Source organism: Paractinoplanes hotanensis, from assembly GCF_023717965.1.
Lineage (GTDB): Bacteria > Actinomycetota > Actinomycetes > Mycobacteriales > Micromonosporaceae > Actinoplanes > Actinoplanes polyasparticus.
In genome coordinates, this window is sequence record NZ_JAMQOL010000014.1 from 1 (window position 1) to 12,143 (window position 12,143).

Below are 12,143 nucleotides of genomic sequence, written 5' to 3' on the forward strand. Positions count from 1 at the left end.
CCCGGTCAGTGACGGACGTCGGATCCGACGTCCGTCACTGACCGGGCGGGTGGGGACCACAGGCTCAGGGCTGAGCGTCAGACCTCCACGGCGGAGCGGTCCCAGCCGGCCAGATCGGCGGCGGCAGCGTACGTTGCGCGGAGAAACTCGAGGAGTGTCTTGTCGGGGTCAGCCGAGTCGGCCACCGCCTCGTAGGAAAGCACACACTCCTGCAGGGTCTTGTCGTAGAACGCCTGCGTGCGCTCCCGGTAGCCCGGGGGCTCCGGATATGCGTACGCGTAGAAGGCGCCCTCTTCACCGCCGCCCGGCCAGAAACCGAAGCTGGCCAGCTCGTGCGAATAGCCCTCGTGCATCACCGCCGGCGGGCAGTTGGGCACGCCGCCGGGGTGTTGCGGAGCCTCGCGCCCGGAGAAGCGGGTGTAAGCCAGGTCCATCGCACCCCAGAAGAAGTGCACCGGGCTGGCCTTGCCCACGAACTCGGAGCGGAAAACGCCCAGCACACGCGCGGCCTGCTGCAGTTGACGCCAGAACAGTCGCACGGCCGCCCCGTCGTACGAGCTGTTCCGGTCATCCTCGCCGAAGGGGATCGCGAGCTCGACCTCGTTGGGCACGGGGTGGATGCTCGGCTCCAGGCCGAGCGCAGCCAGCGCCTCGAGGACCTCGCCGTAGAACGTCGCGACAGGCTTCGGTTCGAGGACTACCTCGCGTGAGCCGCCGTCGCTGGTGCGCACGCGCAGCCGGTCATCGACGAAGTCGAACTCGATGTCGAAGACGCCGTTGTCGTACGGCACGGCCGAGGTCGTCAGGCCGCGGGCGGTGGGATAGAGCGTCACGTGCCACCAGTGGTTCACCGCCGGCGCGTACGCCATCCGGATCTTGCCGACGATCTGGGTCCACATGTGCAGGGTGTTGCGGGTGTCGGTCCAGTCGGCCACGCGCAACCGGGGCCACGTCTTCTCCATCGCCGTCAGCCGATCGAGCGAGCCGCGTCAAGGACGAGCTCGGCCACCGCGACCGGCTCCGAGGCGGGGACGGCATGCGACGCGCCGGTGAGTTCCACTGCGGCGCGGGCGCCGGCCCGCTCGGCCATGAAGCGGTGTGCCGCGAGCGGGATGTTGTAGTCCAGCTCCGGATAGACGAACCAGGACGGCACGCTCTTCCACGCCGGCTCGCCGGAGCCCTCGTTGAGAGCGGTGGTGTTCAACGGGCGCTGAGCGGCCGCGTCGATGGCGGCCCGCTCGGCCGGGACGTCGGCGGCGAACTGCTTGTGGAACTTCTCCTGCCGGATGTACAGGTCAACCGTTCCGTCCGGCAGGGGGACCTCCTGCAGAGTCTCGCCCAGGGTGCTGCCGGGGAACTTGCCGGACAACGCGCCGATGCTCTCGCCGGCTTCGGGCGCGAAGGCGGCAACAAAGACGAGCGCCTTGACATGATCGTGACCGACGGCGGCGTTGGAGATGACCGCCCCGCCGTACGAGTGGCCGACAAGCACGACCGGCCCCTCGATCGTGCTCAGGATGCTGGAGACGACGGCGGCGTCGCCGGACAGACTGCGCAACGGGTTCGGCGCGGCGATGACCGGGTAGCGGTCGTCGAGCAGCCGCTGGATGACGCCGCCCCAGCTGGCGGACTCGGCGAACGCGCCGTGAACCAGAACGATGGTGGGTTTCAAGTCAGTTCCTTTCATCGGGTCGGCCGACCCAGGAGACACCATGTTCTTCGAACAGGGTCAAGACCCAGCATCACGAGGCGTCCGGAGAACAAGCCGCCGGCGGGGTCCACCACCTTGACCGTTACCACCACCTTGACCGATACCACTGCCGCCTCGACTCGTCGTCAGGACGGCAGCAAGTGTCCGGGCGCGATCTTCAGGAAATCGTCGAACCGGCCCGGCAGCCGGGCAGCGGCGGCCGGCGGGCGACCCGCAGCGCCTCGATGTACTTGGGGATCTCCTCGTTCGCCCGCTCCAGCAGGCCGGGCGCTATCTGGTCCGCGAAGACGGCGTCGACGATGTCGCGCGAGGCGTCGTCGGGCAGCTCGACGACCCGCTCGGCCGGACCCGCCTGACGTTGCCGGAGGATCGACAGCCTGATCCGTACGGACGAGTGAGTGCGCTCCAGCCCGGCGATCAGCTCGTCGGCACGTCCCGCGTCCAGCACCAGACGCCCTTCGGCGGCGAGGGTGATGAACAACAGACCCGCGAAGGGGGTCGAGAAGGATTCGCCTTCCATCCGTTGAGTCCACCAGTCAGGTGGATTCCGGCAGATACTCTCCGCACCGGAGTGCCCCGCTGTCCGCGATCTTTGCCCGGCACGGCACATCCGTCGTGCCTGCACGGGCCGTCCTCGTCCCGCGCGGATGCGTAGCGTTGGTGGTGAGGGCTACATTGAGGTAGCTGAACCCTTGTTCGCTGGGAGCCCCAAAGGTAGGCCGATCAAGCGGGAGAACTATGCAACTCCGAATATCGTTCGGAACAAGTCCCTAAACGCCGGATCTGGCGAACAAGATTCGCCGGGACTGGTCAGACGGTGAGCGACTCGATGGTCGTGTTCCGAGTGTGCTGATAGATGACGGAGCTCCGGAACCCCGCGATCTCGCGGCGGCCGCTGAACTTGTCCATGAGAAAGGCGTGCAGGCTGTCGACGCTGGGCACGGCGACGTGGACGAGGAAGTCGTCTCCGCCGGCCACGACGAAAACCGAAAGCACCTCGGGCAAAGACATCGCGTACGCCTTGAACCCGTCGATGACTCGGCGGCTCAACGGCCGGACCTGAACGTGCAGCATCGCCTGCACCTCGCGGTTGAGCGCTATGAGGTTGACCGCCGCGTGAAACCCGGTGATCACCCCGCGCTCCCGCAGGCCTCGTACACGTTCGAGACAGGTCGACGGCGCGATGCCAAGCGCTCGTGCAAGGTCACGGTTCGTTTGCCGGGCATCCGTTTGCAGATGAGCGATGATCGCCGAATCAAGTTCGTCCACGAACCGTATTATCCACGCCTCACGGCGCCCGGCGACGTACGTCCCGGCTGGATCCTCGGTCACCCCGTGCATCGTCGGGGCCCGGTAACTAGATCCAGTTCTGCTTCCGGAACACGACGTACAGGCAGATCCCGGCCAGCGCCATCAGAGCGAGAGCGAACGGATAGCCGAGGTCCCACGTCAGTTCCGGCATGGTGCGGAAGTTCATGCCGTAGATCGTGCCGATGAAAGTGGGAGCGAACAGGATGGCCGCCCACGCAGAGATCTTCTTCACGACCTCGTTCTGATCGTTCGACATCTCGGTGAGAGCGTTGGACATCTCGGCCAGGCTCTTCGTCTCCAGTGTGAGATTGACACTGAGAATGTTCTGCAGGAGCTGCCGGAAAGCGTCCGCCTGTTCGACCAGGTGAGAAGCTCGGTCCTGCACGTCCCTCAGATACTGCCGCTCGTCCTCATCGAACAGGGGCTCGTCGATCAGGCGGGCGATCATCGGTGGCAGCGGTTTGGTCGCGCGGTGGAATGCGATCACGACTCGAGAGAGCCGGTACACCCGCCGGGGCGCACCGGCGCTGCCGTTGAAGACCTCATCCTCGATCTCGTCGATGTCGGCCTCCACCCCTGCGACGACCGGCGCGTAGTCGTCCATGACCTGATCCAGGACGGCACGCAGGACCGCCACCGGCCCACGCCGCACCCGGTCCGGCCGGGACTCGAGGGCCTGGCGCACCGCGGCCATGTCGGGCGTCACGCCGTGGCGGACGGTCACGACGAAGCCGGAGCTCATGAACACGTGCACCTCGCCGAACTCGACCGTCTCGGATTCGTCGACGTAGTGGGCCGTGCGCAGCACACAGAACAGGGTGGTGCCATAGCGTTCCAGCCGGGGCCGCTGGTGCAATTGAAGAGTGTGCTCCACCGCGGCCCGGTAAAGGCCGAACTGGTCGGCCACGGTCGCGAACTCCTGCTCGGTCGGCCGGTCGAGCGCGACCCAGGCCCAGGCGGCGCCGGTCTCGCTTGCCTCACCCAGGCCCGCCGGCCCGAATTCCTCGGCCGTACGCAGCCCGTTCCGGTAGATCGCGCGATCGACAATCATCGGGAAGCACCCTGACTCTTCGGGCACCGGGAAGTCGCCGGTCGTACCGCCGATGAGGAGGCAGGCAAGGAAAGGCGCATATCCCGAGATCCTCAGCTGTTACTTCAGTTCGGTCGGACGATGCGACCTCGACGACCTGGCCACGTGCTTCGGCGACGAAGCAACCCTCACCGACGACGGCCGAACGTACCACGGCCAGGAGGTGCTGATCCGGGGAGATGGAGTGAGGATGTGGCTGACGACGGTGGTGCGGCGGCGAGCGGCGAACGGCGGTGGCTGACCGCTATGACCACGGCTGTCGACGCGGGTACGCCGGCGCTGGCGCTGGTCCGCGAGGCTTGCCCGCCGGGCCGTGGTCAACCACAGGTCAATCACATCGCCCTGCACACCGCGGAGCGGATCAGCCCGCTGGCCCGCCCGGCCAGTCCTCGCGCTCGCCATCCAGCCACCCTCGGATGGTTGTCTTCTCGTCGTCGGAAAGAACGAACTCGGCCTCGGCCCGGCTGATGACGTTGTCGATGAACGCCTCGCCGATCTCGATCGCGGTCGGCGCCGGCTTGCGATGTAGCGGAGCACCGCCGTACGAGCAGCCGCGAACGACGAAGGCGACAGCGCTCCGACTGACCCCGAAGCCTTGCTCGCGCAATTGGTCGCGCGCCCAGCTGGTGCAGTGCGTCAGGTTGAAGGCATGGGTGTGAGCGTAGTCGGACAGCACCCGATAGACAGCCGGCCACGATGGTTGCGGTAATGTCGGCAGATTGAGCTGGTCGGCGACCCGCTCGACGGCGGGAGGAAGCCCCGTACGCCGGGGCATGCCGCCCTCCGACTCCGGCTGCGAATGCCGATCGGCGTCCCACAGCAGGTGCTGCGACATGTTCAGGTTCGCCAGATGCAGGCTCGCCACCGCGCGTGCGAAGCTGCCGAAGCCGAACCAGTTGCTTTCGCTCACCACTGAGCCGAGCTGGGCCCGTATCCGATGAGCCAGCGAGGCCATGTTGACCGGTTCTGCCGCCTGTTGGTACTCGTCCGTAACCATCGATTGGAAGGCCTCGTAGGCCGCGCTACGACGGGAATCAGCATCCTGCCGAGCCTCCAGATCACGGTCGAGCGCGACACCGAAGTCTCCTTCGAGCTCGGCGGCGCTCACGTCATCGGGCTCATCGTCAATATCGACGGACTCGCCCTGGACCAGTGCGAGCACGCGCTGGCTGTCCAGCACCTGATCGGCGATCGTGGTGAACGCCTCGGCGGCGTCGGCCGGCGAAACGATCATCGTTCGGCGGTCGGACCGTCGTAGTCGTTGCAGGAGTGGCGTCATGTCGGAGTCGCCGGAGGCGATCACGAATTCGTCATAGCGGGTATCGGCGGACAGTGCGTCGACGGCGTCGACGACGATCCGAATGTCAGCGGCGTTCTTGGTTCCGCTGTAGCGAGGGCAGTCGATCACCTCGAAGCCGGCGCGGACGAACCCCGGCCGAAACTTGGAGAAGTACAGACGCGTCTGGTCGCTGGCCGGATCCGTGCGAGAGACGGAACCGGCCGGGTTGAGGTAGCACCTCAGGACGAGCCAGCGGCGCGGCGCTTCCGGCGAGAATGTCGCTGCGAGGCGGTCCAGCCAGATCTTGGGCTGGTTCGCGAACTGGATCGCCACATCAGGATCAATCTTGTAGAGGCCACTGAACACGTTGTCGAAGTCGAGATACAACGCGGCCCGGACATGTTCCATGAAGGCACGCTACCGGCTCGCCGGTAGCGCCGCGGTGGACCGGGAGCATCCCGGGCAACCGTGGTCACGGCCGGCGTCCTGGCGGCGAAGCCGGCTGCCGCGAAGCGTTGCCTCGACCGGTTGCCACCGCGAGGTAGCCGTCCTCCAGGCCGGGTTCCAGGGGACGCGCCCCGGGCCTCGGGGCGGACGGCGCCACGATCCGATAGCGCATGCCGTCGTCGTGCGGCAGCGCGGAGACCACCGTCCCCTCGGTCGGGGCCGGTCCGTCCGTGACGACCGACCAGACCTGCCCCTTGGCGCGGCGGGTCAGCTCCTCGACCGTGCCACGGAAGATGAGCCGGCCCCTGGCGAGCACCGCCACCTCCTGGCAGGTCTGCCCGATGTCGTCGACGATGTGCGTGCTCAGCAGGACCGTTCGCCGGCCGGCGAACTGGGACAGCAGCGTGCGGAAACGGATGCGCTCCTCCGGGTCGAGGCCCGCGGTCGGCTCGTCCACGATCAACAGTTGCGGGTCGGCGAGCAGGGCCTGTGCGATGCCTACCCGCTGGCGCATGCCGCCGGAGAAGCCGCGCAGCCGCCGGTCCGCGTGTTCGGTCAGCGCCACCACCTCCAGCAGCTCGCCGACCCGGCGGCGCCGGACGGTCCGATCGTCCATGCCTTTGAGCAGCGCCACGTAGTCGAGGAACTGCCGCGCGGTCAGGTCGGGGTAGACGCCGAGGTCCTGCGGCAGGTAGCCGAGGTCACGCTGCACGGCGGTCCGCCCCGCGCTGGTGCCGAGGTCGTGCTCGCCCACAGTGACCCGGCCGGACGTCGGACGCACGATGCCGGCCAGGATGCGCATCAGCGTTGTCTTACCGGCGCCGTTCGCGCCGAGCAGGCCGAACATCCCGGTGGGCACGGCCAGGTCGAGGTCGTCGACGGCGGCCACGCCACCGCGGTACGTCTTCGTCAGGCCGGAGATCTCGATTCGCATGGAGTTCCTTCTCGTTGTCGGACGCGGGCTCGTTATCGGATGCGGCGCGTGCGCAGAGCGTGGGCGCCGGCGAGCACGGCGGCGGCGATGGTCAACAGCAGGGCGATGGACAGCCAGGCCAGCGCCGGCGTCGGGTCGGGCCGCAGGGCGTTGAGCGTCGCACCGGGTATCGGGCCGGCCCAGGTGTCCTGGCCGTCGATGCCGTGGAAGTCGAAGAACGCGGCGAGCGGATAACCGCCCAGCGGGTGGACCAGAGTTCGCGCGAGCGTCGGCACCATGTCCGGGGAGACCACGTTGCCCCACAACCAGTAGCCGACGAACAGCACACGGAACAGGGGCGCCGGCATGACCAGCGGCGCCGCCAGCGCGAAGGCGGCCACGAACAGCAGGCCGGGGATGAACAACGCCCCGAAGGCGGCCAGCGCCCAGCTCAGCGCCCGGGGCTCTCCGGTGTCCACCGCGTACGCCGCGGCGAAGCCGAAGTACGCCACCGAAACCGGGATGGCCGTCGCGGCGGCGGCGCCCACGTACTTGCCGAGCAGGCGCGCCCTCGGCGAGGCGGGCGTCGCGTCCAGGATCGACGCCACCCGCAGCCGGTCGTCGCGGATGAGCCGGTCGGCGAGCAGGCAGCCGAACCCGATCGAGAGCAGCGCGTTGAGCTGGACCGCCAGCCCGACCACAGCGGTCCGCGGATCGACCGGCCGTTCGGCCGGATCGAACAGGTCCCGCAGCAGGCTGCCTCCGATCAGCACGAACAGCACCAGGGTCAGCGCCGGCACGATCCACACCGTCCGCTTGCGAACCTGCATCCGGAACTCGTACCGGAGGCCGGCAACAAAGGCGGTCATTCGTCCTCCTCGCCGATGAGGCGTTCCGAGCGGCCCAGCAGCACCAGGGCGACCACGATGAGCGCGGCGCCCGCGCCCAGCAACGTCAGGCGGTTCGCGGTCCAGTCGCCGGGCGCCACGCCCCGGGTCGTCGCGAACAGGTAGAGCAGCCGGCCCGGCAGGTTCGCCTGCGCCGATCCGGCGAAGAACTGCTGGATCGCCCACACCGAGGTGACCAGCGCGCCGGCCGCGCCCGGGCTGCGGAATACGGCGCTCGCGGCGAAGGCCAGGCCGCTCAGGCCCACGGTGGGCGCCAGCCACGTGAGCTGGCCGGCGAACGCGCCGTGATTCTCCGGCCAGCGGGCCCACCAGCCGGTCGCGATCAGCACGACCGCCGCCGGCACGGCGACCGCCGCGGCCCAGCCGAGCGTCACGATCATCCGGCGCAGCAGCGTGACGCGGTACGGCGTCGGCGAGGCAAGCTGGAGCTCGCGGGCCGGATCCCGGCCGACGAGGGAGGAACAGGCGACCGCGGCAGCGAGCGGTATCGCCATCTCCAGGGCGCCGAGCAGGATGCGGGCGGTGGTCGGGTCGGTCGGTTCCGGATTCGCGAGCGCGGCCGTGATGCCGAGGGCGAGGGCGAGGGGCGGGCCGAGGAAGGCCGCCCAGCCTGCCCGGCGCATCTCGTACCGCCAGAGGGTCAGTGGTCTCACATCGGATGGGTAGCGCGTCCGCCGCCGTGAGGTTCACCGCGGGCGGACATCGTCACCGCGACGATCGCGAGGGCGGCGCTGGCCACGAGCACCGGCGCGTTCGTCGACCAGACCTCCATGACGTACCGGGCCGGCCAGTCCTCGGGGAGCAGCACGCCGCCCGCCAGCACCCGGACCGCCCACAACCCGATGGCCGTGCCCAGCGCCGCGTCCGGTCCGAGGAAGACGGCGATCACCAGGCTGACCGAGGACAGCAACGCCATCGGCCCGAGCCACGCGCCGACGAGCTCGTTCAGGCCGTCCGCTCCCGCCGCGCCGGTGGCGGTCAGCACCGCCGAGGCGCCCAGGGCGAGCACCAGGTCGTAGCCGAACACCAGCGCGATGCGGACGAGCAGCAGCAGCCGCCCGGAGGTGGGTGTGGCGGCGAGCAGTTCGGCGGCCGGGTCGCGGCGGGAACGATAGGTGCCCGCGACCCCCGCGGCGGCGACGATCGGCGCGATCAGGGAGAGCGTCAGGTCCGCGCCGGCGGTGGTCCGCAGCAGCACGAGTCCCGCGCCGAGGGCCATCACCAGCGCCGAGGCGATCGGCGCGGCCGGCCGGATCAGCCGTGCCTCGGCAGCGACCAGCGCGACGAGGTGCCGCACCCGCCGCGGGGGCCGGCGGACGGTGGGTTCGATGGTGCTGCGGCTCAGCACCGTCCGCACCAGTGACGCCGGGTCGGGCGGCGGCGCAACCGGCGCGGCGGCCACCGCGATGGCCTGCCAGGAGGCGAGGTCGGCGCGGCAGCGCGGGCAGCCCGCGAGATGCGCGCGGACCCGGTCGCGGTCCGGTCCGGAGAGGGAGCCGGCGGCGTACGCGGGCAACAGGTCCTTCATTCGGGCACCTCCTGAGCGGTGAGCGCCGCGGCGACGGCGGCCCGAGCGTGATACAGCCGGCTCTTGACCGTGCCGACCGGGATCGCGAGCACCTCGGCGACGTCCGCGAGCGGCAGGCCGGCCACGAACACCAGCGCGATCACGTCCCGGTGATGCACGGGGAGCAGGTTGATGGCGGCGGCCACCGGGGTTCCTCCGGCCGCCGCGATCGCGAGGTCCTCCGGGCCGGCGCCCTGATCGGGCCGGTCGGGCAGGTCGGCGTCGGCGGGCTCGGGCGCGAACCGGCCGCGTAGCCGGTTGTGCGCCTGGCGGCGGGCGACGCCGAACAGCCACGTCGTCACCTTCGCGCGCCCCTCGAAGGCGCCGGCCGACCGCCAGACCGCGAGCATCGTGTCCTGCAGGATCTCCTCGGCGGTCATCCGGTCGCCGGCCAGCCGGTGCAGATAGCCGAAAAGCGCGCCGGAGTACCGCCCGTAGAGCCGGGACAGCGCGGCGGCGTCACCGGCCGCGATCGACCGCAGCAACGCGTCGTCACTGCTCGGATCCATCCGCTCACCCCCTACTCCAGGTGGGTAGCAGCCGCCGGGGCGGAAGGTTCAGACGAGTCCGTACGAAATCCGCGGGTTGCTGCTGACGACCTTGTCCAGGAGACCTTGGCCAAGGCCTACAGCAATTGGCGCAAGGTCCAGCGGGCCGACAGTCCGTCGGCTTACGTCCGCCGCATCCTGATCAACGAATCGCGGCGCGGCTGGTGCCGGAACCGCAAACACACCGTGGAGTCCTCTCCACCTCGCCCACTGAACAGCGAACACGAGCGCGTCTCGGTTCTCGGAGAGTGGGAACCGGCGGCTGAAGCGAACCGGGCAGGACGAAACGCCGTACTCCACTTCGGATTTCGAGTGGTCCTGCCGTCCGACCCTGAGGGCCGCCACGCCATCTGCCCGATTGAGGTCGCATGCGAAGAAAACCGAGATCCATTCGCTCGAAGATCGTCTTCGCCCTGCTGGTGCCGGTGGTCGCGCTGACCGGTCTCTGGGTGATCGACGTGAAGGCTTCGTTCGCCGACGCGACCGCGTTGCGCGACACGTACAACACGCGGGACAACGTGAGCCTGCCGTGCGACCGGATGGTGGCCGCCCTGCAGCGCGAGCGCACCCAGTCGGTGGAGTTCCTGGCCACGTCCAACAGCGACGCCGACGCTCTGCGTACCCGGAGAGTGGCGACCGACGCGGCAATAGCGCATTTCCAGGACCGTTCCCGTCGTTACGGCGGGAGCGGATTCTCCGCCGAGATCACCCGGGCGCGGTTCGCGGACATGGCCACCAGCCTCAACTCCTTGACCCTGATGCGGGCCCGGGTCGACGCCCGGGACGCGACCCCGACCTCGGTCCTCAGCGGCTACACCAGCATCATCGGCTACGCGTTCAGTGTTTCCAACGCGGCCGCGGCCTCGAGCGAACCGCTGGTGGAACGGGTCATGCGCACCATGGTCGCCATGCGCCGGGCCGGGGAGCTGCTCTATCAGGAGGACGCGCTGCTGAGCGGCGCCACCGCGGCGGGTCGTTTCGGCAGCGGGGAGTATCTGCAGTTGCTCCAGATCGTCGGGGCGTTGCGTTTCCAGATCCCCACCGCCGGTTCGACCCTGCCGGCGCCCGATCAGGCGCGGTTCAAGAGCATCTTGAGCAGCCCGGCCTTCGCGGCGCTGCGAACGACCGAGGACCAGATCATCGGGACGGGACGTTCCGGCGGACCGGTGGCGATCACCCGGGAGGTCTGGAAGGCGACTTCGACCCCGGCCATAGACCAGTTGTTCGGCTTCATGGCGGACGGCTACGACCACGCCGTCGAGTTCGCCAAGGACGCCCGCGATCGGATCCTGATTCGTTTCGGCGTCTCCGGCCTGCTCGGCCTGATCGCCATCGTGGTGTCGCTGGTGATCGCCGTGCGCATCGGGGGCTCGGTCGTACGGCGGCTGTTCCTGCTCCGGACGGCGGCCACCGAGCTCGCCCGCCAGCGGCTGCCGGAGCTGGTCCGCCGGTTGCGGGCCGGCGAGCGCATCGATGTCGACCGTGAAGCGCTGCGCCTGCAGCTGGGCGACGACGAGATAGCGGAGGTCGGCGCCGCGCTGACCGACGTGCACCTCAGCGCGGTCGAGTCGGCGGCCGGGGAAGCGGCCGTGCGGTACGACATGAACAAGATTCTGGTCAACGTCGCCCGGCGCAATCAGGCGCTGCTGGACCGGCAGATCGAGGCCCTCGGCCCGGTGAATCTGGGCGACGCCCGCGCGTACCAGTTGGCCGTCCGGATGCGCCGTCACGCCGAGCATCTGGTGATCCTGTCGGGCTCCGCGCGGAGCCGGCGCGGGCTCGGCGCCGAATCGCTCGCCGGAATCGTCGCTCGGGTGGCCGGCGAGATGGAGCACGCCGAGCGGATCGTGACCGGCCCCATCATGGACGCCGAAGTACCCGGGCACGCTGTCACCGACCTCGGCCATCTGATCGGTGAGCTGCTGGAGAACGCCACCGCCTTCTCCGCGCCGGACACGTCGGTGAGCTTGTCGGCCCGGCGGGGCCCGGACGGGACGGTGTTGGAGATCGAGGACCACGGGATCGGGATGTCGCCCGCCGCGATCGAGGAGACGAACCGGAGGCTGGCGCAGCCGCGGGAGTTCGACCCCGCCGACAGCGCCCGGCTGGGCCTGTTCGTGGTGGCGACTCTGGCCGCCCAGCAGGGGGTCAGGGTGACCCTCGGCCCCACCGTCGGTGGCGGCATCCGCGCGATGATGACCCTTCCCGCGGCGCTGGCCGTCCCGGCCGACGAGACGGCGCCCGAGGTCGCCTCGGTGAGACGGTCGGACGCCTCCCGGCTCGTCGGGATGGCAGCACGGAACGGCCGCCGGCCGCAGCATGCTGCCGCACATACCGACACGGCGCCCTGACCGAGCCACCACGGGGAG

At 69.5% G+C, this 12,143-nt stretch carries 13 protein-coding genes; 2 read left to right on the forward strand and 11 right to left on the reverse strand.

Annotated features, from left to right (window positions below; translation table 11 throughout):
- Positions 1-77: 77 nt before the first annotated feature.
- From LXN57_RS11345 to LXN57_RS11395, 11 genes are all read right to left on the reverse strand, one after another.
- Positions 78-962: a DUF5996 family protein gene (locus LXN57_RS11345; protein WP_251798009.1), complete on the reverse strand. Its 885-nt coding sequence runs from the start codon at positions 960-962 to the stop codon at positions 78-80.
- Between the two features lie 5 nt (positions 963-967).
- A complete protein-coding gene (locus LXN57_RS11350; RefSeq protein WP_251798010.1) occupies positions 968-1,672 on the reverse strand; it encodes an alpha/beta fold hydrolase in 705 nt (234 codons plus the stop codon).
- Between the two features lie 196 nt (positions 1,673-1,868).
- Positions 1,869-2,231 (reverse strand): hypothetical protein, encoded by a 363-nt coding sequence (locus LXN57_RS11355; RefSeq protein WP_251798011.1) that lies wholly within the window; start codon positions 2,229-2,231, stop codon positions 1,869-1,871.
- Positions 2,232-2,521: 290 nt separating this feature from the next.
- Positions 2,522-3,043 carry an Lrp/AsnC family transcriptional regulator gene (locus tag LXN57_RS11360; protein WP_251798012.1) on the reverse strand — a complete coding sequence of 174 codons (522 nt, stop codon included), beginning with the start codon at positions 3,041-3,043 and terminating at the stop codon, positions 2,522-2,524.
- 25 nt (positions 3,044-3,068) lie between these two features.
- Complete coding sequence (locus tag LXN57_RS11365; protein ID WP_251798013.1) at positions 3,069-4,073, reverse strand: magnesium and cobalt transport protein CorA; 1,005 nt, start codon at positions 4,071-4,073, stop codon at positions 3,069-3,071.
- A gap of 400 nt (positions 4,074-4,473) precedes the next feature.
- Positions 4,474-5,799, reverse strand: coding sequence for an NYN domain-containing protein (locus LXN57_RS11370; protein WP_251798014.1), 1,326 nt, complete (start codon positions 5,797-5,799; stop codon positions 4,474-4,476).
- A gap of 64 nt (positions 5,800-5,863) precedes the next feature.
- The gene (locus LXN57_RS11375) at positions 5,864-6,772 is read right to left on the reverse strand and encodes an ABC transporter ATP-binding protein (protein WP_251798015.1); all 909 of its coding nucleotides are present in this window, start codon (positions 6,770-6,772) and stop codon (positions 5,864-5,866) included.
- 32 nt (positions 6,773-6,804) lie between these two features.
- Positions 6,805-7,620, reverse strand: coding sequence for an ABC transporter permease (locus tag LXN57_RS11380; RefSeq protein ID WP_251798016.1), 816 nt, complete (start codon positions 7,618-7,620; stop codon positions 6,805-6,807).
- Positions 7,617-8,312: a hypothetical protein gene (locus LXN57_RS11385; RefSeq protein WP_251798017.1), complete on the reverse strand. Its 696-nt coding sequence runs from the start codon at positions 8,310-8,312 to the stop codon at positions 7,617-7,619. The genes LXN57_RS11380 and LXN57_RS11385 overlap by 4 nt, the downstream gene beginning before the upstream one ends.
- The gene (locus LXN57_RS11390) at positions 8,309-9,187 is read right to left on the reverse strand and encodes a zf-HC2 domain-containing protein (protein WP_251798018.1); all 879 of its coding nucleotides are present in this window, start codon (positions 9,185-9,187) and stop codon (positions 8,309-8,311) included. The genes LXN57_RS11385 and LXN57_RS11390 overlap by 4 nt, the downstream gene beginning before the upstream one ends.
- Positions 9,184-9,735, reverse strand: a complete 552-nt coding sequence (locus tag LXN57_RS11395; RefSeq protein WP_251798019.1) for an RNA polymerase sigma factor — start codon at positions 9,733-9,735, stop codon at positions 9,184-9,186. The genes LXN57_RS11390 and LXN57_RS11395 overlap by 4 nt, the downstream gene beginning before the upstream one ends.
- Here LXN57_RS11395 and LXN57_RS11400 point away from each other — a divergent pair.
- Both LXN57_RS11400 and LXN57_RS11405 read left to right on the forward strand, forming a co-directional pair.
- Positions 9,625-10,212 (forward strand): sigma factor, encoded by a 588-nt coding sequence (locus LXN57_RS11400; protein WP_251798020.1) that lies wholly within the window; start codon positions 9,625-9,627, stop codon positions 10,210-10,212. The two genes, LXN57_RS11395 and LXN57_RS11400, sit on opposite strands and share 111 nt — an antisense overlap.
- Entirely contained in the window at positions 10,143-12,125 is a 1,983-nt protein-coding gene (locus tag LXN57_RS11405; RefSeq protein ID WP_251798021.1) for a sensor histidine kinase, read from the forward strand. The genes LXN57_RS11400 and LXN57_RS11405 overlap by 70 nt, the downstream gene beginning before the upstream one ends.
- Positions 12,126-12,143 lie beyond the last annotated feature (18 nt).